15 protein-coding genes and 6 tRNA genes are annotated in these 22,422 nt (G+C 35.3%); 11 read left to right on the forward strand and 10 right to left on the reverse strand.

Translation table 11 applies throughout. The features are described 5' to 3' along the window. Nucleotides 1-99: 99 nt before the first annotated feature. Nucleotides 100-882: an META domain-containing protein gene (locus tag ACIDC4_RS18440; RefSeq protein WP_412042381.1), complete on the forward strand. Its 783-nt coding sequence runs from the start codon at nt 100-102 to the stop codon at nt 880-882. A 111-nt stretch (nt 883-993) separates the two neighbouring features. Continuing rightward, a complete protein-coding gene (locus tag ACIDC4_RS18445) occupies nt 994-1,431 on the forward strand; it encodes an META domain-containing protein (protein ID WP_412042380.1) in 438 nt (145 codons plus the stop codon). A 285-nt stretch (nt 1,432-1,716) separates the two neighbouring features. On the opposite strand, the gene ACIDC4_RS18450 is transcribed toward ACIDC4_RS18445, so the two are convergent. Both ACIDC4_RS18450 and ACIDC4_RS18455 read right to left on the reverse strand, forming a co-directional pair. Next, nucleotides 1,717-2,994: a DUF2130 domain-containing protein gene (locus ACIDC4_RS18450; RefSeq protein WP_230039775.1), complete on the reverse strand. Its 1,278-nt coding sequence runs from the start codon at nt 2,992-2,994 to the stop codon at nt 1,717-1,719. Nucleotides 2,995-3,547: 553 nt separating this feature from the next. Further along, on the reverse strand, nt 3,548-4,429 hold the full coding sequence (locus ACIDC4_RS18455; protein WP_412042379.1) for a LysR family transcriptional regulator: 882 nt from the start codon (nt 4,427-4,429) through the stop codon (nt 3,548-3,550). Between the two features lie 219 nt (nt 4,430-4,648). Between ACIDC4_RS18455 and ACIDC4_RS18460 the strand changes: the two genes are divergently transcribed. Continuing rightward, nucleotides 4,649-5,356, forward strand: a complete 708-nt coding sequence (locus ACIDC4_RS18460) for a class I SAM-dependent methyltransferase (protein ID WP_412042378.1) — start codon at nt 4,649-4,651, stop codon at nt 5,354-5,356. 94 nt (nt 5,357-5,450) lie between these two features. On the opposite strand, the gene ACIDC4_RS18465 is transcribed toward ACIDC4_RS18460, so the two are convergent. The 4 genes from ACIDC4_RS18465 to ACIDC4_RS18480 form a co-directional block, all read right to left on the reverse strand. Continuing rightward, nucleotides 5,451-6,434, reverse strand: a complete 984-nt coding sequence (locus tag ACIDC4_RS18465; protein WP_488381157.1) for a zinc-dependent alcohol dehydrogenase family protein — start codon at nt 6,432-6,434, stop codon at nt 5,451-5,453. 8 nt (nt 6,435-6,442) lie between these two features. Beyond that, entirely contained in the window at nt 6,443-6,721 is a 279-nt protein-coding gene (locus ACIDC4_RS18470; protein ID WP_412042377.1) for a putative quinol monooxygenase, read from the reverse strand. A gap of 19 nt (nt 6,722-6,740) precedes the next feature. Beyond that, entirely contained in the window at nt 6,741-7,343 is a 603-nt protein-coding gene (locus ACIDC4_RS18475) for an NAD(P)H-dependent oxidoreductase (protein WP_230039766.1), read from the reverse strand. Between the two features lie 414 nt (nt 7,344-7,757). Further along, complete coding sequence (locus ACIDC4_RS18480) at nt 7,758-8,744, reverse strand: aldo/keto reductase (protein ID WP_412042376.1); 987 nt, start codon at nt 8,742-8,744, stop codon at nt 7,758-7,760. A 119-nt stretch (nt 8,745-8,863) separates the two neighbouring features. Between ACIDC4_RS18480 and ACIDC4_RS18485 the strand changes: the two genes are divergently transcribed. Beyond that, nucleotides 8,864-9,709: an AraC family transcriptional regulator gene (locus ACIDC4_RS18485; protein WP_230039761.1), complete on the forward strand. Its 846-nt coding sequence runs from the start codon at nt 8,864-8,866 to the stop codon at nt 9,707-9,709. Between the two features lie 141 nt (nt 9,710-9,850). On the opposite strand, the gene ACIDC4_RS18490 is transcribed toward ACIDC4_RS18485, so the two are convergent. The 3 genes from ACIDC4_RS18490 to ACIDC4_RS18500 all read right to left on the reverse strand — a co-directional run bounded on the left by ACIDC4_RS18490 (nt 9,851) and on the right by ACIDC4_RS18500 (nt 12,950). Further along, on the reverse strand, nt 9,851-10,909 hold the full coding sequence (locus ACIDC4_RS18490; protein WP_412042375.1) for an SMI1/KNR4 family protein: 1,059 nt from the start codon (nt 10,907-10,909) through the stop codon (nt 9,851-9,853). A 32-nt stretch (nt 10,910-10,941) separates the two neighbouring features. Further along, complete coding sequence (locus ACIDC4_RS18495; protein ID WP_412042374.1) at nt 10,942-11,703, reverse strand: C40 family peptidase; 762 nt, start codon at nt 11,701-11,703, stop codon at nt 10,942-10,944. 68 nt (nt 11,704-11,771) lie between these two features. Next, entirely contained in the window at nt 11,772-12,950 is a 1,179-nt protein-coding gene (locus ACIDC4_RS18500; RefSeq protein WP_412042373.1) for an acetyl-CoA C-acyltransferase, read from the reverse strand. Nucleotides 12,951-13,189: 239 nt separating this feature from the next. Between ACIDC4_RS18500 and ACIDC4_RS18505 the strand changes: the two genes are divergently transcribed. From ACIDC4_RS18505 to ACIDC4_RS18530, 6 genes are all read left to right on the forward strand, one after another. Next, nucleotides 13,190-13,273 (forward strand) — tRNA-Ser (locus tag ACIDC4_RS18505). An 83-nt stretch (nt 13,274-13,356) separates the two neighbouring features. Further along, a tRNA-Pro gene (locus tag ACIDC4_RS18510) sits at nt 13,357-13,431 on the forward strand. A 32-nt stretch (nt 13,432-13,463) separates the two neighbouring features. Continuing rightward, a tRNA-Arg gene (locus tag ACIDC4_RS18515) sits at nt 13,464-13,537 on the forward strand. 194 nt (nt 13,538-13,731) lie between these two features. Continuing rightward, a tRNA-Arg gene (locus ACIDC4_RS18520) sits at nt 13,732-13,805 on the forward strand. 54 nt (nt 13,806-13,859) lie between these two features. Beyond that, nucleotides 13,860-13,932 (forward strand) — tRNA-Glu (locus tag ACIDC4_RS18525). 57 nt (nt 13,933-13,989) lie between these two features. Then, nucleotides 13,990-14,064: transfer RNA gene (locus ACIDC4_RS18530), tRNA-Glu, on the forward strand. 133 nt (nt 14,065-14,197) lie between these two features. On the opposite strand, the gene ACIDC4_RS18535 is transcribed toward ACIDC4_RS18530, so the two are convergent. Then, nucleotides 14,198-18,268 carry a hybrid sensor histidine kinase/response regulator transcription factor gene (locus ACIDC4_RS18535; RefSeq protein ID WP_412044934.1) on the reverse strand — a complete coding sequence of 1,357 codons (4,071 nt, stop codon included), beginning with the start codon at nt 18,266-18,268 and terminating at the stop codon, nt 14,198-14,200. Between the two features lie 1,207 nt (nt 18,269-19,475). On the opposite strand from ACIDC4_RS18535, the gene ACIDC4_RS18540 reads away from it, so the two are divergent. Further along, nucleotides 19,476-22,418: a SusC/RagA family TonB-linked outer membrane protein gene (locus tag ACIDC4_RS18540; protein ID WP_412044933.1), complete on the forward strand. Its 2,943-nt coding sequence runs from the start codon at nt 19,476-19,478 to the stop codon at nt 22,416-22,418. The last annotated feature ends 4 nt before the right edge of the window (nt 22,419-22,422 follow it).

Below are 22,422 nucleotides of genomic sequence, written 5' to 3' on the forward strand. Positions count from 1 at the left end.
TTTGAAAAGATTCTAAATAAGGATTTCAAAAAAATGTTGTAAATTCATAAGAATTTTATATATGTTTTATTTAAATAGAATATTCTTAACATAAAGTCTATGAAAAAATCACTTTCGTTTTTGCTATTACTTTTATTAATAGTAGGTTGTAAATCTACAACAGGCAAAACTTCAGATACAAAAAGCACTACTTCTGAATATGGAGCTCAGGAAGATCAAATGAAATATTACTTTACTGGAACCGGAAACGAACCTTTTTGGGGTATAAAAATGGGAACTGAGAATATTGAATTCACCTCTTTAATTTCCGGAAAAGAAAAACTTACTTTCCCTGCAACCGAAGCCATAAAAGCAATGGATGCTAATATAAAAATGTATAAAGTAAGTAATGAAACATCAAGTGCGACAATTACGATTCAGCAATTAGAATGTCAAAATTCGATGTCGGGCGCAATTTCTCCCTATAAAGTTTCAGTTGAAATTAAAAATAACAGCGAACTTACTGATACAAAATTAAGCGGATGCGGAAATTATAATACTGATTATCGTCTGCACGATATTTGGGTGCTAGAAGAACTAAACGGATTCAAAGTTTTTATAACCGATTTTCAAAAGGAATTACCAAGAATTGAAATCAATTCGTCAGAAAATAAATTTATGGGTTACGGAGGATGTAATGCGATTAGTGGCAGTATTTTTTATGAAAAAGATTTACTCCGATTTTCTAAGGTAGTGGCTACGATGATGGCTTGTGCGCCGGGAAATAAAGAAGATCAATTTATAAAAGCACTGCAAAGTACGACTACGTATTCTATTGGAGATAATAGATTAACGCTTTCTAATCCGTCTGGAAAACTTTTGGTGTTTAGAAAAGTAGATTAATTTTGGATATAAATATGTCTTAAAATGCTTAAAAAATAATTTTTTAGGATCTCTATTTCTTAACGAATAAAATAATTTTGTAAATTAAAACTTATAAAATTATTATTTTTCATGAAAAGGATTTTAATGTTATTTATCGCTTTATCATTGGCATATAGTTGTAAATCTACGAAAGACGGAAATTCAACAAGTGTTAATTCAAAGACAATTGAAAAGAAGTTACAGCAAACGTGGACTCTGGAAGAATTAAACGGAAAGAAAATAGGTTCAGTCGATTTTCAGAAAAGTGTTCCAAACATTGAAGTGAAATCTTCAACTTTTAGGGGCTCTACCGGATGTAATACAATCAACGGAAATTTATTTTCTAAAGGCTCGAAAGAAATTCAGTTTCTTAATCTTACATCTGAAACTAAAAAATGCCCGACGGCTAAAAAAGAAGAAGAGTTTTTGAAGTTATTGAAAACAACAACAAATTACTCAATTGATAATGAAAGATTATCACTTTCTAACCAGTTTGGACCAACGATGGTTTTCAAAAAAGTAAATTAAAATTAAAAGGCTTCGACTAATTAATAGCGAAGCCTTTTTGCTGTAGTTTTGTCATCCTGACGTAGGAAGGATCACACCAGGAGTTCGACAAAGATTTACGATTTTCTTTACGGAGCTTCGCGTGTGATCCTTCCTCCGTCAGGATGACAAGATTGCGTAAATTCTGTATATGGTTTTGCTTCGTTCCTCGCAATGACAAACGTTGCGAAAAAAAAAAACAAAATCCGTGCAAATCTGCGTTTTCGCGTTAGCGAATCCGTTTAATCTGCGTGCCATTTCGCATTGTTATTCCAATTCTTTAAGATCTTCTTTATCTTCTTCAATAAAATCTAATTCTAAAGCTCTTACAGTTTGAACAGCATTTCCGGCAATACCACGAATAGAACCGTACATTCCTAACGTATTATGAACTACTTTTTCGATTTGTTTTTCGCGTTGTTTCCAGATACGCTGCATCGCTCTTTTTTCGGCATCAAGATCACCTTGCATTTGCGTAAAGCCTTCTACAATTCCTTCAATCTGTAAACGGAATTCGTTGCTGGTTAAGAAATCATACAACATCGACATTTTATCGCCTTTGTTTTCCTGCGCCTGAACAGCCTGACTAATCTGAATTAACGATTGGCGTAAAACAGCGCTTAAACCTTTAAACTCTTCATAGGTACAAATCCAGATCCCGTCACGCATTCCCATTCTGTCCATTCCCGCAGGCATAACTTCGGTAACCAAAACGCCAATATTCGCTCTTTTTGTTCTAATATCATTTTTGAATTTCTCAATCCACGCGGGTTGAAACGCTTTTGTACGCTTGCTTTCGTAATAAATTGAACCACAATTTTGAAGTTCGCGAGTATTTACAATCTGAAGACAATCAGCTCCGTTTGCACCTTTTTTAATTTCATCAATACTATCAAGCGGAAAGTTATTGGCCAGCCATTCTTCAATCGCCAATTCCATCACTTCGCCTTGCAATTGCATAGAACCTTGTTCCTGCTTGCGTTTCATTTCTTCAATCAGCTTTTTTTGATCGTCAGATTGTTTTTGGTATTCTTTTATTTTAAGCTCGTTTTTTTCTTCTTCCTGTTTGCGAATTTTATCACGTTCTAAAACTAAAGTCTCATTCAACTGTTTTTGAGCTTGAGCTTCGATGGCGTCCTTCATCTCCAGTTTTTCACGTTGGAGTTTCGCAATTTCGCCTTCCATTTTATTTAATTCACGAAGTTTTTCTGATTTTTCAGAAAGTTCCTTTTCCATCGCAACCAAACGATCTTTGTTTTCTTCGTCGAGTTTAGTTTTTACTTTTTCGGTAATTTCTTTTTCGGCAACCTTTTTTTCACGTTCTAAACGTTCTGCAAAAAGTTCATTTTCCTGTTTCTTTTTGGCTTCAAATTCGGTTTTTGCTTTTTCGAATTGTTCATTTTTAAGTTCCAGCTCTTTGGCCTGAGCATTTGCCTTTTGTTGAAATTCTTTACGAATACTATCTTCCAATTGATGTTTTAGAATATCATTTACATCGATTGTAGTTCCGCAATTTGGGCACTGAATTGAAGATTGCTCTGCCATTTTTATTGATTTTATTTAGGTAATGTAATAATCTGCTAAGGTATTTAAAAGTTCGTTGTTTTCAGGAAAATTACTTGTGATAAATTGTAACTTTTTTGCCACGAATTGCGCGAATTTTCACTAATTACTTTGTGTTTCGATGTGCAATTTAATTCCTTTAAGTTTTTATTTTTTACGGATTTCCACAATTTAAATTAATCTCGCAAAGTCGCAGAGTCGCAAAGTTTATTTTAAAGTACTGGTTAATCGTGCTGTTTGTTATTTCTAGTTCCTCAAAATGACAAGATTGGGGTTACTTTGCGTTTCAAGGGATTAAAATCCCTCGCTACAAAATAAATCATTCCTACAGAATTTTATAAAGAGTTCCGGAGGAACGGATCATATTTTAGGGATGGATTTTAATCTATTCTACACATGCTAAATCTCCAATCTTTGTCGAGCTTCTCGCGAAGATTTCTCCTTCGTTGAAATGACATAAAAGGAGAAAAAACTTTGCGACTCTACGACTTTGCGAGATTGTTTTTAAGCCAAACTTAGCGCGAAACTCTTGTGATTACTTTTTAAAATTCAATAAAAAAGCCACCGCAGATTTTGTGATTTCAGAATCGTCTTCTTTTGAAGTAATCAATGAAACATCAGTATATAAATTAACTTTTTTTAATTCGATAAAACCAATTTCAGAATCCTTATTATTTCTCGCAATATTAGACGGAACAATCGAAATCCCTAATGCGTTTTTGACCAGTTGTACAATTGAGTTGATGTTGTTGGATTCGTGAACAACTTTTGGCGTAAAGCCATAAAATGCACAAAGTTCCAGTAAAACTTCATGATAATGCGGCGCGTAATCTTTATTGAAAAACACAAAAGTTTCGTCCTTTAAATTCGGGATTTCTTTTTCAGAATTAATTTGAATTAAACTCTTATTATAGACAACCGAAAATCCGTCCTGAAACCACAATTGCGATTTTATTTTAGGTGATTTTATGGGAGAACGAATAATTCCCAATTCGATTTTTCCTTGTTCTAAAGCATCGATTTGTTTGGTTGTTGAAACTTCAAAAAGCTTGAAATTGACATACGGAAATTGATCTTTTAAATGTTTAATCAATTCTGAAATTACAGAAGAATAAATCGAACTGATATAAGCGATTCTAAATTCGCCGGAAACATTCTCTGCTATTTTTTTTGTTTTAATTGTAATGCGTTCCAGATTCTGAAAAAGTGCTTTTACTTCTTTTTCGAAATATTTTCCGGCTTCGGTTAATTCGACTTTTTTATTATTTCTAATGAATAAGCGTGCCTGGATTTCTTCTTCTAATTCGATAATCTGGCGACTCAAAGGCGGTTGCGAAATAAAGAGTTTCTCAGCGGCTTTGGTAAAGTTTAATTCTTCGGCTACAGCCAAAAAATATTTCAAGTGTCGTAATTCCATAAATACTTATTAGGTATTAATAATTGACAAAATAAGTATTTTTGAAGTATATATCAAAATACTAGTTTTGATAAAAAATTGTTTCACGCAGATTTTGGCAGATTTAAGCTGATTAACACAAATTTATTTTTAATTGTGCCGATTTGAAAATAAAAGATCATTTTAAATCTGCTTTAATCTTTTTTAAATCTGCGTGAAACCAAAAAACAAACAAAAACTATGAAAAAATCAACTATTACAGAAATCAGAGAACGTTTCGATAATGATGTCGAAAGATTTTCAAACTTAGAAACCGGACAAGTCGCGACAATCGACGCTACTATTTCTTTAGAATTAATTACGGAAGCTTCTAAAAGGATTGTTCCTAATGCGAAAAACGTTCTGGATATTGGCTGTGGAGCAGGAAATTATACTTTAAAAATGCTTTCGAAAGTTCCTAACTTGAATTGCACTTTGGTCGATTTGAGTTTGCCAATGTTAAACAGGGCTTTTGAAAGAGTATCAGAAGCAACGAATGGAAGAGTAGAAGTGAAGCAAGGTGATATTCGCGAAGTAGATTTGCCGGAAAATCATTTTGACATTATTTTGGCCGGCGCGGTTTTGCATCATTTACGTGATGATCAGGATTGGGAAACGACTTTTGCTAAAATATTCAAATTACTGAAACCCGGAGGATGTTTTATGATTTCGGATTTGATTACGCAGGATACCGAATTGTTGAACGAATATACCTGGCAGCGTTATGGCGATTATTTAGAAGGAATTGGCGGGGCAGAATATCGCCAGAAAGTTTTCGATTATGTAGAAAAAGAAGACACGCCAAGATCTATGAATTACCAATTGGATTTAATGAAAAAAGTGGGTTTTACAAGTGTTGAAATTTTACACAAGAATATGTGCTTTGGCGCTTTCGGCGGGATTAAATAATAGTTTGCCACGAATTACACGAATTTGCACTAATTTTAAAGCATCAAGAGTAAATAAATTCGTGTTGATTAGTGTAATTCGTGGCAAAAAAAACTTAAACGATATCTACAACAATTTTACCAATTGCAGAACCATCACTTACGGCTTTATGAGCTTCGATAGCGTTGTCTAAAGTGAATTTTCTTGGGTCGATTAAAGGTTTTAATTTTCCTTCTTCGATCAGTCTAGTGGTTTGTTTTAGAATATCTCCGTGGTGTTTTCTTCCTTCATTTTCATTACCAATCATGGCGCGTAAAACAAAAACACCATGAATACTGGCAGAACGAAGCGAACTTGTTGCTAAAGTATGTGTCCCGAAAGCGTAGCAACTCGCAATTTGCCCGTAATGACGAATGGCTTTGAAAGAATCATCAAGTGATTGACCACCAAGGGTGTCGTAAATAAGATCAAATCCTTTTCCGTCTGTATATTGATTTACATAATCCTCAACGGGAGTGTTTTTATCAATTGGTGTTGCTCCAAATCCTTTTACAATTGCTGATTTTTGCTCAGAAACGGTTGCATAAACATCGGCACCAAAAATTTTAGCAAGCTGAACGACCATATGACCAACGCCGCCAGCTCCGGCATGCACCAAAACTTTGTCGCCTTTTTGTACTTTGGCTCTGTCAATCAGACCTTCCCAAGCGGTAAGTAAGACTAGCGGAATTGCAGCGGCTTCTTTCATGCTTAGGTTTTTTGGTTTTATGGCCAATAAATCAGCATCAACAGCTGTGTATTCGGCTAAAGTTCCCTGAACTCCAAGAACGCCTCCGGCAAGTCCGTAGACTTCGTCGCCAACTTTAAAATTAGTAACGCCTTCGCCAATTGCTTCGATAACTCCGGCAAGATCTGTTCCTAATATGGCAGGTAAAACGGGCGATGCGTAAGGAGAAAGTCCTAATCTGATTTTGTTATCGATTGGGTTAACGCCGCTTGCGTGGATTTTTATTAAAACTTCTCCTTTTTTTGGAGTTGGTTTTGCTGTTTCTGTGGTTACAAAATCAGATTCGTATGTGTTTGTGAAAAGTGCTTTCATTTTTTGAATTATAATATTTGAACCGTTTTGTAAACCTGAATAGGTGCTGAAACTAAACTTTCGCTTTTGGCGATAAAATCTAATAAATAGGGTTGATTATTATGAATGTCTAGTCCTGATTGATCCTGCCATTCTTCCCAAATGATAAAAACATTTTCAGAATGATGAAGGTCGTAACGTACACAAGCTGCTTCTTTTCTGGTTTCGGTGACCAAATGATTTAACATGCTTTGTAGTTGTTCTTTATTTTCTGGTTTACTTTTGAATAGTGCTGTAATTGAGATCATAATAGTGAAAAGTTAAAGGTTAGAAGTTAAAAGTTTTTTCTAAGTGTTTGGTGTAATTTTCTTTAAAGATGTCAATGTTTTCTGCAGTTGCACCTTTTTCAACGTCATGAAAATGGAAACCGTCTAATTTTTCCATACCTGTAAATTTATTCATTTTATGGAAACCAAACATCGCTCCATCATCTACAGATGTTTCTTCGAAAAATTCTCCCGGAAGTGTAAAAGCGGTTGCAGGCGCATTCCAGCTTGTGGTAAGCATGTATTTGCGTCCGTGTAATTGTCCACCGGTTCCGTAATTAATGTCCGGATTTGTTCTGGTTCTTCCGTCGCTTTTGTAAATTCCTTTGTTGTGTCCGGCTGTAAAAACGTCGTCGATGTATTTTTTGAAAAGATTGGGTAACTGAAACCACCAAACTGGTGTGTGATAAATGATAACATCTGCCCAAACGAATTTTTCGACTTCTTCGTCTAAGTCAAAATCTTGTTTGATGTCGGTTGTTTTTATTTCGAATTGTTTGGTGTTGGTTAAGTATTCGATTGTCCAGTCAGTAACGGTTTCGTTGAATTTTCCGCCTGAATGCGCGAAATTTTGACTTCCGTTGATGATAAATATTTTTTTCATTTTCTTGTTTTCTTATGAATTCGTGAGTGTGAGGGATAGCAGTGGAAATCCTTTTGTGCCGGGGTTCGGCATAAAAGATTGCAACGAATAGCCCGACCCGCTTTTTCTGCGGGTCACACCCTAATTATTTTTATTGTTTTTTATTTATGCGTAGAATTTTAAACACATAGAAACATAGGTTTTGAACTGATTTCTCAAACACTGTTCTCTCAGTTTGTCATTCCGAGGAACGAGGAATCTTCACAAGTAACTCCGTACAGTAAATTACCAATCTTTGTAGAGTTTCTCACGAAGATTCCTCGTTCCTCGGAATGACAAAATTGTGCTGACTATGTGTATTTAGACAAGTGAAACGCCTTTTTACATTCCTAATGGCTATGTTTCTATGTGTTTAAATATTTTTTAAGAATTCGATTATTTTACTTTTGAAATAGCCTGATTGATAAAATCTAATTCTAAAATTGATAAATCAAAATCCATTGCTTTTGCGTTCGAAATGGCTTGTTCTGCGTTTCTGGCTCCGGCTAAAACAATCGTGATTCCTTTTTGTAAAGTGGTCCAGCGTAACACCAATTGTGAGATTGTGATGTGTTTTGCGTTTGCTAATGAACTTAATTCTTCGACCAAAGTTTTTACTTTTTGAAGATCGAACTGACCGAAATATCCGTTTCTGTGATCGTTGTCTTTTAGTTTGCTGTCGGTAAAATATTTTCCGGTTAATAAACCTCTTTCCATCGGGCTGTAAGCGATGATTCCGATGTTTTCTTTTAGTGTAAGCGGAATTAAATCGGTTTCTATTTTGCGATTTAGCATGCTAAACGGAACCTGATTTGAGGCTAATTGTATTGTTTTTTGCGCTTCCTGAATTTGTTCTGCACTATAATTACTAACTCCGGCTGTTCTGATTTTTCCTTGTTGAATTAAGGTTTCCAAAGCTTCCATTGTTTCGCTTATTGGTGTTGTAGCGTCTGGCCAGTGAATTTGCAATAAGTCGATATAATCGGTTTGAAGACGTTTTAAGCTATCTTCGACTTCTTTGATGATGTTGCTTTTTGAAGCGTATTTGTAAACCGGAATTTCTTTTCCGTTGTCTTCGGCATTAAAAAAGAATTCTCCTTTTCCGTTATTGCTTCCGTCCCAAACTAAACCAAATTTGGTTAATAGTTGAACTTTTGATCTGTCTTGTGTTTTTAATGCTTCGCCAATCATTTCTTCGCTTAAACCGAATCCGTAAAAAGGAGCGGTGTCGATTGTGGTCACGCCGTGATCGATTGAAGCGTGAATAGAATCGATTGAATCTTTCTTTTCGTTTCCGCCCCACATGTTTCCGCCAATGGCAAATGCACCGTATGTAATAGTTGATAATTCAAGTTCAGTGTTACCTAATTTTCTATATTCCATAATATTATATTTTTGATCCTTAAAATTTGTTTGGCAAAATTATACCATTTTTAAGAGTCTTAAGTTGTATATATTTGTCTTTTTTATGTAAATTTGTAGCCGAATTAATAAAGACTATTATGAAAAAAGAAAATTTATACGAGCCGTTTACGGTTTCTTTTGAAACCCTGGATGAATATCCGGATGTGGGAGATCGTCATAATTTCTTTGAATTGGTGTATATTTTAGAGGGTACGGGAAGGCAATGTATCAATAAAAATATTTTTGAATATGATGCCGGACATATGTTTTTATTGACGCCTGAGGATTGTCATAATTTTACAATTGAAACGGAAACAAAGTTTTTCTTTTTGAGGTTTAATGATATTTATTTGAAGAATTCGAGTTTGCAGAATGAGAATATTCAGCGTTTAGAATATATTCTACAAAATGCGAATCATCAGCCGGGTTGTATTTTAAAGAATCAAGCTGATAAATGTTTGGTAAAAGTGATGGTAGAAGCGATTATTCGCGAACGTCAGGACAAGGATGTTTATAATAAAGAATTGATTCAGCAATTGGTGAATACCCTGATTATTGTGGTTGCGAGAAATATTGCGAAGTATTTACCGGAACAGGTAAATATTGGTTGCGAGGCTAAAGCGATGGATATTTTGCAATATATTCAGAACAATATTTATTATCCGGAAAGGATTAAAGCGGAATCTCTTAGTGAGTATTTTGGTATTTCGAATACATATTTAGGCCGTTATTTTAAGAAACATGCTAATGAAACCATGCAGCAATATATTAGCAATTATAAAACGAAACTGATTGAACATCGACTTCAATTTAGTGACAAACGTATTAACGAAATTGCGTATGAATTTGGCTTTACAGATGAAAGTCACTTTAATAAATTTTTTAAGAAACAGAGAGGGAATAGTCCTTCGGAATTTAGGAAAGTGATACGTGTTAGTGCGTGATGAATTGGCACGCGAATGACACGGATTCGCAAGCGAAAACACGGATTATCGCGGATTTTTTTAGCCACTGATTCCACTGATTAACACAGATTTTAAAATCATTTTTAATCCTATAATCTGGGGCTAAAAAAAAATATTTTTTTAATCTATTTCTTCTTTGCCGATTATAAAATCGAAATGCTGGTTTTTGCCGGTTTTCAGGTTATTGATTTCGTTTTTTAGAAGCTCTTCTAAAGATTCAGCCACGATGTTTCGTTCCCAGGATTCGTTTTGAAGTTCTATGATTTGGCCGAATTTTCCTTTTTCCGCCGGATCTGTATCGTAGAGTAAGTAATCTCCATTTCGTCCTGTTGCAAACGGAATCCATTTTGGATTTGCGTAATTGTCTGTCTTGATTTTTTCTAAGTCTATTTCTAATTCGGGAAGATCGTCTTCGTCAAATTGTAAATCTTGTATCGAATTCCATTCTTCTGCAATATCTTCAAAAGGAATAAGATCGTATGTCCAATTGCTTATCAAAAACTGAAAAGCAGAAGTTACGGCATCGTATTCTACATTTTGAACTTTGTAAAAATTTTGAAGTGCGGGCGGAATGGTGTTTTTATCTTCTAAGACTGAATGTTGTTCTAATTCTTCTGGAGAAATACCGTTTGTAAGATTGTAATAATCATTATCAGTTGCAACGATTTTATTAATTTCAGTAATCCATTCCTGCCATAATGATTCAAATTGCTTAAATTCGGGATCAATAGGTGTTTTGGCTTTCTTTTCTTTTTCCTCGTATGCAGCAATGTCAATAGCTGTTATTTTATCATCTTCTTTATTGAACCACACACTTATGCCATTAAGAATAAAAGCACCGCTATCATCTCCCTTGTAAAGTTTTACGAGTTGATTTTTATTGGATTGATAAAATTGAAATAGTTCTTGATTTTCAAAAATGAATTGACCTGTAAATGGGTTTTTCGAACAAAAATCGTAATTACCATAATTCAGATCGAGTAATAAATTTTCTGCTTTTACTCCTTCTTTAGAAAATGCAATAATGCCAAAATCGTCCCAGGTATAAATATGGTTATGTTGTTTTTTTAAATGTCGGCAATCTCCCAAAATCTTTTTTAAGCTATCTATATCAATCGGAAATTGAATTGTAACATCATTAATTGTAAAATCTGTTTTAGAAAGTGAAAGCTTTGTCAAAGTATTATTTCTTTAAGGGATTACTAAGAAAATTAAATGATCTTTTTAATAACACGTAGTTTGTGAGTGTGTTTGTTTAATTCAGGATTGTAAATTCCTAAGTGGTCTAAACGGTCAATGCGGACTTTTCCACTTGCGTGAATGATGTAATTGTTGTCCATAATGATGCCTACGTGAATGATGTTTCCTTCGTCATTGTCAAAAAAGGCTAAATCTCCCGGCTCGCTTTCTTCAATAAAACTTAAAGGTTCTCCTTCAAGCGCTTGCTGTGAGGCATCGCGGTGAATTTTGTAGCCGTTTAGTTTGTATACCATTTGGGTAAAACCGGAACAGTCGATTCCAAAAGGTGTTTTTCCGCCCCAAAGATAAGGTGCGTTTAAGTACATGAAAGCGGTGTTTATTAAAGCATTTTTAGGTTTTACGCCACTTGTTTTTGTGCCTTCGAATTCGAAATTAGCAGTGTTGATTTCGTTATTATTCAAAAAAGATAAAGATGCACCAAGCGGAATTGGTAATAATAAATTTTCTGGTGCGCTGATATAATCAATCAAATCGGCATTCAAAATAATGGCTTCATTGCTTAGCTGATTATAATTTGCTTCTGAAATTACCTGATATTGTTTCGAATCTACCCAACCTACGTAGTCATCGAATTGCATTTTTATTCGGGCCCATTGATTTTGGCGTTCTAAAATCTCGATGTGTTCGCCAAACAAAAGTTGTGTCACGATTTCACTTCTGTCACTTGGCTCAGATCGAACGGGTACTATGGCTAGATTGCAAATTCCGAACATTTAGGGTAATTTATTAGTTTAAAATTTGGAGTTATTTTTTTTGTAAATAACTCCAAATTTAATATTATTTAAGCTCTTTCGATAACAATTGCTGATGCACCGCCACCACCGTTGCAAATTGCAGCAGCTCCGGTTTTGGCATTGTTTTGTTCTAAAACATTTAGTAAAGTTACGATGATTCTGGCTCCCGAACATCCTAGTGGATGACCTAATGAAACAGCTCCACCATTTACGTTTACTTTATTGTTATCAAGACCAAGGATTTTTGAATTGGCTAATCCAACAACGGCAAATGCTTCGTTGAATTCGAAATAATCAACATCGCCAATTGCAATTCCTGCTTTATCTAAGGCTTTTGGTAATGCTTTTGCAGGGCTCGTTGTAAACCATTTTGGTTCCTGAGCAGCATCGGCATAACTTTTTATGTAGGCTAGGGGTTTAAGCCCTAATGCGATTGCTTTTTCTTCAGACATTAAAACCAACGCTGCAGCTCCGTCATTGATTGTCGAGGCATTTGCGGCAGTAACAGTTCCGTCTTTTGTAAAAACAGCTGCTAATGAAGGGATTTTATCCAATTTTACATTAGTGTATTCTTCGTCTTTAGAAACGATGATTGGTTCACCACGTCTTTGCGGAACTTCTACAGGAACAATTTCGTTGTCGAATTTTCCGGCATCCCATGCTTTTGCACTTCTTTCGTAAGACTGAATAGCAAAATTGTCTTGTTCTTCACGGCTAATGTTGTATTCAGATGCACATAAATCAGCGCAAACTCCCATTGCGTTGTTATCGTAAGCATCTGTCAAACCATCTTTTTGCATTCCGTCAAGCATTGTTGCAGGGCCAAATTTAGTTCCGTTACGCATTTGCACGTAATGCGGAATCAAACTCATGTTTTCCATTCCACCGGCAACGACAATTTCGGCATCGCCACAAGCGATGGCCTGAGCAGCAAACATTACTGCTTTCATTCCAGAGGCACAAACTTTGTTTACTGTTGTTGCAGCAACTTCTTCAGAGAGACCTGCGAAAAGTGCAGCCTGGCGTGCTGGAGCTTGTCCAACTCCTGCTTGTACCACATTCCCCATGAATACTTCATCAACTAATTTTGGGTCAAGGTTAATTTTTTGAAGTGCGCCTTTAATAGCGGCAGCACCTAATTTTGGTGCGGGTACGGTAGATAAACCTCCCATGAAACTTCCGATAGGTGTTCTAACGGCAGAAACGATAACAACTCTTTTGTTCATTTTCTGTTAATATTAGTTAATCAAGCAAATTTACTCTTTATTTGAATAAATTCAAATTTTGGGGCAATTCGATTGGATTTTAAATTTAATATGAAATTTTTGTTAATTCTATTTGTTTGATTGTTAAGTGTTTTAAAAAAAAGATTGAAAAAAGATTAAAAAAAGCGCAGAAATAGTTGTGAGATATGGAATGTTGTCTTACATTTGCAACCGCAAAACAGAACACGTTTCTTGAGCTTGGAGAGGTGCCAGAGCGGTAATGGAGCAGATTGCTAATCTGTCGACGGGTAACCGTCGCCAGGGTTCGAGTCCCTGTCTCTCCGCTTAATAATTTGCTTATTGAGTATTGAAGAAATTCGATTATCGTGTTCCAATTAAAAATTGGGAAGAGCACAGAAAGAATTTTCGGGGTGTAGCGTAGCCCGGTTATCGCGCCTGCTTTGGGAGCAGGAGGCCGCAGGTTCGAATCCTGCCACCCCGACGAAAACTTTGCCATAAAGTTTTAAAACAAATGGACGCATAGCTCAGCTGGATAGAGCACCTGCCTTCTAAGCAGGCGGTCGAAGGTTCGAATCCTTCTGCGTTCACGAAAAGCCATTCAATCGAGTGGCTTTTTTGTTTTTATTAGAATGGACGCATAGCTCAGCTGGATAGAGCATCCCGATTTTGAATCGGGACGGTCAGAAGGTTAAGTTTTAAAATAAATGGACGCATAGCTCAGCTGGATAGAGCATCCCGATTTTCAATCGGGACGGTCAGAAGGTTAAGTTTTAAAATAAATGGACGCATAGCTCAGCTGGATAGAGCACCTGCCTTCTAAGCAGGCGGTCGAAGGTTCGAATCCTTCTGCGTTCACATAAAAATACCACTCAATTTGAGTGGTATTTTTGTTTTATATCTAAATGGTTTAAGTGCGTAGCTCAGCTTGATAGAGCATCCCGATTTTCAATCGGGACGATCGAAGGTTCGAATCCTTCTGCGTTCACATAAAAATACCACTCAAATTGAGTGGTATTTTTGTTTTATATCGAAATGGTTTAGTGCAGAGCTCAGCTTGATAGAGCATCCCGATTTTCAATCGGGACGATCGAAGGTTCGAATCCTTCTGCGTTCACATAAAATACCACTCAAATTGAGTGGTATTTTTGTTTTATATCGAAATGGTTTAGTGCAGAGCTCAGCTTGATAGAGAACAAAGCGCTTTTTAATTAACTAAAAAGCGCTTAAATTAATCCTTAAAATTCTAATTATGGGATGTCTCTTTTCTGAATAATATTCAGTTCCTTATTAAATGAACTTCTATATTTTTTGATATACTCCGAAGGTTTCATGCCAAACAATTTAACGAATTGCTGACGGAAATAACGCTGATCTTCTATACCAACCTGCGGGCCGACCTGCGCGATATTAATATTTTCGGTAAGCATAATTACGGCAGCTCTGCGGATTCTGATCGATCGGATGAAAACATTTACGGTTTGTCCTGAAATGGCTTTAATCTTTTTGTAAAGACTGGAATGACTCATTCCCATTGCAGCAGAAAAAGTCTTTAGGTTAAAGTCACTATTTTCAAGATTGGCTTCGACGATTTCGATGCATTTATCAAGAAACTCTTTGTACTCAGTAGGAACTTTATTGACATTTTCACGAAGTGTAATACTGTCCAGGAAGTACTTGCGCAATTGTCCTCTGTTTCGAAGAACAGCATCTACACGCGCCAGAAGTATTTCACTGTCAAAAGGTTTGGTAACATAATCGTCTGCACCTTCGGTAATACTTTGCAAATGAATATCGTTGCTGGTTGTGGCCGTGAGCAATATCACCGGAATATGGCTGAAATCATCGTTTTGTTTGATTTTTTTGCATAAATCCAAACCGTTCATGCCTTCCATAGAAATATCGCTTAATACAATATCGGGCATGTGTTTTTCGACAAGTTTCAGGCCTTCAATTCCATTTGCTGCCGAATACACAATATAATTTTTCGTGAAAAGCTGTACGAGATAATGATTCATTTCCGGATTATCTTCAACAATAAGGAGCACTTTTTTTGTACTGATTAATGCTGACTGTATCGTTTCAGGATTTGAGGGTTGATCTTCACTTTTAGCTGTATTTTGATTGTCTGCCGGCATTCCTTCCAGAAGTTCGCCAACAAGAGGCGACATTTGAGGATGATTTTCATTGATGCTCATTGCTGCAAAATGACTTTTCCCTTTTGGAAGCGTAATAGTAAACGAAGTACCTTTTCCAACTTCACTTTTGCACGTTATTTCGCCATGATGTTTAGTCACAAAATATTTCGCTACATAAAGTCCTATTCCAAAACCATTGCTGGCTTTAGACTGACCTTGCTTGAATTCTTCAAAAATAGTATCAATATCATTCTCGTCAATTCCGCTTCCGGTGTCCGATATAATAATAGAAACATCGGCAGTTTTCTCGATAATTTCAATACTTATAGTTCCTTTATTTGGCGTGAATTTGAAAGCATTCGAGATTAAATTAAAAAGCGTAATCTCTATTTTTTCATAATCGCCATATATTTCGGCTGGTGTTTCTTCTTCAATAAACTGATAATTTAAACTTTTAACGGCTGCCATTTGCGTAAAGCTTTCGTAGATTTCGCGACACAAACTGTTTAGATTAATCTTAGAAATTTTGAGTTCATCAAGATCAGTTTCGGCTTTTCTAAACAACAATAACTGATCTGTAAGACTCAATAATCTTTTGGCATTTTTATAGGCAAGATTAATGTCGAGATCATCTTCAGAACGTTTTTTTCTGTCAATGGCGCTCTTTAGCGGATTTATAATCAAAGATAGGGGAGTACGCAATTCATGCGCCATATACGTAAACATAGAAAACTGCTTTTCAGCATGTTCCTTGTCTTTTTTATGCTCCATTCTGGCCAGTTTTATTTCGTAGCGCAATCTTTCCTTATTTTTATGATACCCTACGTAGGCATAAATGGCACCGACAGCAGCGATTAAATAAAACAGATAAGCCCACCATGTTCTGTACCAGGGAGGAAGGATTTTTACCGTTGCCAATGTTACTTCGTTTGTCCAGTTTCCAAAAACATCGGTTGTTTTTACTTTAAAAACATACGTTCCTTCTGTCAATCGGGAATAATTTGCACGGTTGTTTTTTGAGGTATAGTTCCAGTCTTTGTCCCATCCTTCAAGAAAATAAGCCGTATTTATTTTTTCGGAATTGACATAATCAAGATAAACAAAATCAAAACTCACTGCTGACTTTTCATAAGGAAGCTCGGCAGCGCTTATCATTTCGAGTTTTTTTTCTGTGATATACGGACTGTCTAATTTTAAGGACTGATTGTTTACCAGCAAATCATTCAATAAAAATTTCCCCGTATTTTTTTTGTCTTTTATATTGTCAGGATCAAAAACATTGAATCCGTTGATACCGCCAAAAATAAATTCTCCTGTCGAAAGTTCAGTTCCTGCATTCCAGCTAAACTGACTGCCCTGAAGTCCGTCAGAAACACCAAAGTTTCTGAAAGTATTATTCTTCGGATTCAATCTTGAAATTCCGTGATAGGTACTCATCCATAAATTTCCTTTTTTGTCTTCAAGAAGGCGAAGGATGGTATTGCTCGAAAGGCCATTTTGTGTGGTATATTTTTTGAAAGTGCCTGTTTTTCTATTGAATAAAAGCAAACCGCCTTCGACAGTACCAATCCAAAGATTTTTGTTTCGATCTTCGGTTATACATCTAATAGTATATTCTGAATGGTAGTTTTTTACTTTTTTTGTAGTGGGATTTATTTCAAAAAAAGAATTGAAAGTTCCGCCCCAGATTTTTCCGTCCTGAGTTTCATAAAGACAAGTAACATCGCGCAAAGTGGTGCTATAACAGATAAATTTATTTTGTTTTTTATCAAATTGATACAATGCTCCGCCATTAGTAACGGCGAGCCACAGCGTTTTTTTCGAATCTATAAATAACAGCCAGGATTCCTGTTCTGCTTTTTTTGTAATTTGATTGTAAATAGAGAAATTCTGAATTGCTTTTGATTTAGGATCAATTCGGCAAACTCCGCCTTTCCACATCGCCACCCAAATGGCATTATCATCATCTCTGACGATACTTGTAACAAAATTGCTCTGAATTTTTCTGCCTGCAGATGAGGTGGTCGAGTAAACATCGTAAGTATTTTGTTTCCTGTTCCAATATCGCATTCCGGCGCCATCAGTACCAATCCATATGTTTTTCTTTTCATCTTCGCAAAAAGAAAGCATGAAGTTTGCGGCAGGATCTTCGTCTTCTTTATTAGTCTGGGGATCTTTACTTTTAAAATGATTAAAATCAAGCGGATTTTTCCCCATCATGCTTACGCCGCCACGCAGGGTTCCAAACCACATTTCTCCGTTTTTACTTTCGAATATATCATACAAAGATTTACTGTTAAGCAATGAAACCGGACCGCTGGCGCGATACAAAACCGGAGTAGATTGATTTTTGGTAATCGTATAGAGTCCTGCACCGTCAGTAGCAATCCAGAGTCTGTTTTCTTGCTGATAAAAATCACGTACAACTGTTTTTTCAGAAAAGTAATTTTTAGAATACGTATTCAGATTGTCATTATATAAGTAAGCGCCTTCGTCTGAACCAATCCAAAGTCCTTCATTTGTCAACTTAATGCAATTTGCGCCTGTAATGGTATTGTTGAGAAGCGTTAACTTTTTTGATTTAATATCATATTGGCAAAGACCTGTTCCAGTTATAAAAACATAGAAGATTTGCTTTTTCGAATTATAAGCTATTGATCTTGCGATGTAATTTAATTTTCCGTTGAAAGGGATCGCTGTTCCAATTTTTTCACCTTCTTTATAAATAACGATTGCTTCTTTTGTAGCAACGAGAATAATATGTAAAGAATGTACTGCAATGATTTCATAGGCAGTAAAATTGACAGGTTTTATTTTTTTGTCAATATCATAATATTTCAACGGAGCAAAAGAAGATCGTTCGGCATTAAAAACCACTGGTCCGGCAGTTGTTCCTATCCACAAATTATTTTCAAAATCACCTTCGATACAACTAATGGCATTTCCCTGAATCGAATTTGGATCGGTATGAATGTGGCGATAAATCTTAAAATCATTTCCATCGTATCGGTTTAGTCCATCAAAAGTTCCGAACCACATATACCCATTTTGATCTTGATATATAGAGGCAACAGAATTGTTCGAAAGTCCCGATGAAATATCAAGATGTCTTATCGGGTAATTTTGTCCGGATGCATTTATGTGCAGAAGACTAACAACAAGAAAGAACATTAACTTATTCATAGAAAATTTTTTAAAAGCGTGCTGTTCTTTGATATACGAAAAAATGATAGGGATGTAATCAGAAAGCGGAATCAATTTTTTATGTGAATATATTTGAAATCTATATACTTTGCGAAATTAACACAATTATTAAGTAATGTTTAAAAACACTACCGGTTTTTTTAGATTAACGATAACTTGTTTTGTTGGTTATAAAAAAAAATAATTAAACCAGTTTAATCAGTAAAGTAATTAGAAAAATCCGTTTTTATCAGCGTTTTCGCTTTAGCGAATCAGTAAAATCAGCATCTAATTTTGACGCGGATAAAACAGATTTACTTCGTAAAAACGCGGATAAAAACGGATTTTATTTTCTAAAAGCTTACTGTTTTTTACCGCAGAGAACGCAAAGATTTTATTTAAGATTGCTTTAAAAAACACAGAGTTCGCAAAGCTAAATGAAGACAAAGCTTTGCGAACTTTGTGTTTTTACTAAACTTAGCATATTAAAAAAACTTAGCGTTCTCTGCGGTAATTTTTTCTTTTTCCAAAGGTTTTTAGGTTGATCTACTAATTGTTTTTTTACCGCAGAGAACGCAAAGATTTTTATTTAAGATTGCTTTAAAAAAACACAGAGTTCACAAAGCTAAATCAATACAAAGCTTTGCGAACTTTGTGTTTTTATTAGACTTAGCATATTAAAATAACTTAGCGCTCTTTGCGGTAAAATTTTTTTCTTTTCGATAGTTTTCTTGAGAATATACCGATTAAAAAATACATGCGCTTGGATTATTAAATCGATTATTTTAAAGCTTAATTATTGATGTTTTGATTTTTTTTAAACCAAAAAAATAGATAATATGTTTTTATGAAGTGTTGTAGAGACACTTTTACGAAATTGTCCCCTTTTATAAATGAATTTTTCCCTGTCTAAATAGCTTGCTCTGTATTTAATTTGCAGAGTCAGTTGATAAGCTATAACGTTTGAGTAATACTACTTTATTTTTCGACCATAGCAAGTCAACCAAAACAAACTAACCAATTATCGTAACCAAAAACAATTTAAACATGACCAACACTTCAATTACAATTTACGAAGGGAAACACTTTCCTAAACACTTTCCTAAACACTAGACTTATTTTAAAAAGCAGATTATAGTCTTGACTTATATATTTCTGCAATCATTTTGTAACCAACACTAACTTAAACCAACCCAATTAAAAAAGTATGAAAAGAATTAAATCCAAATTTTTACTTTTATTACTCTTACTTCCTTTTTGTGTTTTTGCTCAGAACACCATTAGCGGTGTTGTTTTGGAACAAGGATCCAAACAGCCCATACCGGGAGTAAACATAAAAGTATCAGGGGCAAACATTAGTACCTCTACCGACTTTGATGGAAAATTTAAATTATCCGGAGTAAAAGCAGATAGCCAGATTACGTTTTCTTATACTGGTTATTCCAATCAGACTATTCCGGTTGCCGGACAAAAAAACATCACCGTATATCTCGAAGAAGACACTAACTTACTAAAAGAAGTAGTGGTTCAGGTAGGTTACGGAAGTGTGAAAAAGAAAGATGCGACAGGATCTGTTGTCGCACTTACGACCAAAGACTTTAACAAAGGAAATAATATTACGACCGAAAACCTGCTTAACGGTAGAGTTGCCGGTTTAACAGTAAATTCAACAGGCGCGCCGGGTTCCAGTTCTCAAATCAGAATTCGAGGAGGAAGTTCGCTTTTTGCAAGTAATGATCCGCTTATTGTTATCGACGGATTACCGCTTGATAATACTACAAATACAGGATCTTCTTCGTTTTTAGCTTCACTAAACCCTGCAACTGTAGAATCTATTACGGTTTTAAAAGATGCATCGGCTTCTGCAATTTATGGTTCACGCGCTTCAAATGGTGTTATTATCATCACGACTAAAAAAGGAAGCAAAACATTATCTGTAGATTATAATGTACAATATGCTGCAGGAACGCTCACTAAAACGGTAGATGTTTTTAGTGCAGATGAGTTTAGAAGTGTTATCGCCGACAGAAGAAGCGATGATTTAAGTAAACTGGGAACTGCAAATACAGATTGGCAAAAAGCAATTTACAGAAACACCGGAACAATCGATCAAAGTTTAGCCATTAGAGGAAGTTTATTCAATATTATTCCAACGAGTTTGACTTTAGGAAATACAGATCAGCAAGGTCTGCGTTTGACGAATAATTTCAAAAGAAATACGGTTGGTTTAGTCATGAATCCTGCTTTCCTTGACAATCATTTAAAATTAAGACTTTCGGCGAATTATACCAACGAAAAAAACAGATTTACAGATGCTGTTGAAGGAGCTGCTATTGGTTTTGACCCAACTCAGCCCATAAAAGTTGACGGTGCGCCTTATGGAGGTTATTTTGAATATACTACCGGAATTGATTCCAACGGAAATTATCCTTTAGTTTCAACTGCAGCCAGAAATCCTGTTTCGCAATTGTTGAACACCAATGACAGAGGAACGAATGACAGAATTTTTGGAAATTTCGAAATTGATTATAAATTCCATTTTTTACCTGCTTTAAGAGCCGTTGTAAATGTTGGTTATGATGAATCGAATGGAGACAGAAGAAGACTGGTTAGTGCCGATGCAGGTTCTGCTCCGTCAAACAATAACATTCCGTATGGTACAGATGAATATACAGAAGCAACGAGAAAAAATAAATTATTAGATACTTATTTAGTCTATAATAAAACGTTCAAATCATTGAATTTTGAGGCGACAGCGGGTTATTCGTATCAAAAATTTCAAAGTTCAAAATTTGAAACTGGTAATATTTTAAATCCGGATTTACCATCAACATTTCCTGAAACGACTCTGGATACGGATGTTGTTTTATTAGGATTCTTTGCGAGAACAAACTTAAATTTCAGAGATAAATATTTATTAACGCTTTCTTACAGACGAGATGGTTCTTCAAGATTTGAAGAAGCAAACCGTTGGGGGAATTTCCCTTCTGTAGCTTTTGCATGGAAAATTAAAGAAGATTTCTTTAAAGAAAGTACCGTATTATCTGATTTAAAATTAAGATTAAGTTACGGTATTACAGGGCAACAGGATATTCCTGAGCCAAACGGATACTTGCAGAAATACCAGGTGGGTAGCGGAAACTCTGAGTACTATTTTGGTACAAGTCCGGTTCCGGTTGCACTTCCTTCAAAAAGAACAAACAACCTGAAATGGGAAGAAACTACTTCGTACAACGCAGGTCTTGATTTTGGATTTTTAGACAATCGTTTATCTGCCGGACTTGATGTGTATTACAAAGAATCGAAAGATTTATTGGTAAATGCAGCAATCTCTGATGGTAGTAATTTCTCTAACCGTGTGTATCAAAACGTAGGAAGCTTTACCACAAAAGGGGTCGAGTTTACGCTTAACGCGAATGCTATTAAAACAGAGAATTTCAATTGGAATATGAATTTTAATATTGCCAAATTCGAAAGAAGAATCAAAAATCTGGTAAACGGAAGCGATATCTTTTTAGGAGACAATATTGCAGGAACGGGAACTCCGGGACAAATTTTCAGAGAAGGTTACACACCTTATTCTTTCTATGTTTATAAACAATTATACAATAATGAAGGAAAACCAATCGAAGGTGCTTTTGCAGATTTAAATGGAGATAATATTAGAAATGATTCAGATAAATACATTTATAATAATCCTGATCCAGATTTTACTTTAGGATTTGCATCTAATATGAATTATAAAAAATTCGATTTTTCATTCAATTTAAGAGCCAGTATTGGTAACCGAATTTATAATGCCGTAGATGCCAGCAGAGCACAATATGATGCTATGGAAAACGGAGGGGTTTTAAGTAATGTTCCGTCTCAGATACTAGATACTAATTTTCAGACTACTTCAAGTGTAGTATTATCAGATCTTTATATCGAGAATGCTTCTTTCTTAAAAATGGACAACATTACATTAGGTTATACTTTAAACAACTGGTTAAACAGTAAAGCATCGTTAAGATTGTCGACTGGAGTTCAGAACGTTTTTGTTATTACAAAATACAGCGGTTTAGATCCTGAAATTACCAATAACGGTGTAGACAAAACAATTTATCCTAGACAACGATCTGTTTTATTTGGTCTTAATCTTAAATTTTAATAAA

Source organism: Flavobacterium sp. C3NV, from assembly GCF_046825355.2.
Taxonomy (GTDB): Bacteria; Bacteroidota; Bacteroidia; order Flavobacteriales; family Flavobacteriaceae; genus Flavobacterium.

Coding starts and splice junctions, on each gene's coding strand:
- ACIDC4_RS18440 (WP_412042381.1), top strand. CDS start 100: ATGAAAAAATCACTTTCGTTTTTGCTATTACTTTTATTAATAGTAGGT.
- ACIDC4_RS18445 (WP_412042380.1), top strand. CDS start 994: ATGAAAAGGATTTTAATGTTATTTATCGCTTTATCATTGGCATATAGT.
- ACIDC4_RS18450 (WP_230039775.1), bottom strand. CDS start 2,994: ATGGCAGAGCAATCTTCAATTCAGTGCCCAAATTGCGGAACTACAATC.
- ACIDC4_RS18455 (WP_412042379.1), bottom strand. CDS start 4,429: ATGGAATTACGACACTTGAAATATTTTTTGGCTGTAGCCGAAGAATTA.
- ACIDC4_RS18460 (WP_412042378.1), top strand. CDS start 4,649: ATGAAAAAATCAACTATTACAGAAATCAGAGAACGTTTCGATAATGAT.
- ACIDC4_RS18465 (WP_488381157.1), bottom strand. CDS start 6,434: ATGAAAGCACTTTTCACAAACACATACGAATCTGATTTTGTAACCACA.
- ACIDC4_RS18470 (WP_412042377.1), bottom strand. CDS start 6,721: ATGATCTCAATTACAGCACTATTCAAAAGTAAACCAGAAAATAAAGAA.
- ACIDC4_RS18475 (WP_230039766.1), bottom strand. CDS start 7,343: ATGAAAAAAATATTTATCATCAACGGAAGTCAAAATTTCGCGCATTCA.
- ACIDC4_RS18480 (WP_412042376.1), bottom strand. CDS start 8,744: ATGGAATATAGAAAATTAGGTAACACTGAACTTGAATTATCAACTATT.
- ACIDC4_RS18485 (WP_230039761.1), top strand. CDS start 8,864: ATGAAAAAAGAAAATTTATACGAGCCGTTTACGGTTTCTTTTGAAACC.
- ACIDC4_RS18495 (WP_412042374.1), bottom strand. CDS start 11,703: ATGTTCGGAATTTGCAATCTAGCCATAGTACCCGTTCGATCTGAGCCA.
- ACIDC4_RS18500 (WP_412042373.1), bottom strand. CDS start 12,950: ATGAACAAAAGAGTTGTTATCGTTTCTGCCGTTAGAACACCTATCGGA.
- ACIDC4_RS18535 (WP_412044934.1), bottom strand. CDS start 18,268: ATGAATAAGTTAATGTTCTTTCTTGTTGTTAGTCTTCTGCACATAAAT.
- ACIDC4_RS18540 (WP_412044933.1), top strand. CDS start 19,476: ATGAAAAGAATTAAATCCAAATTTTTACTTTTATTACTCTTACTTCCT.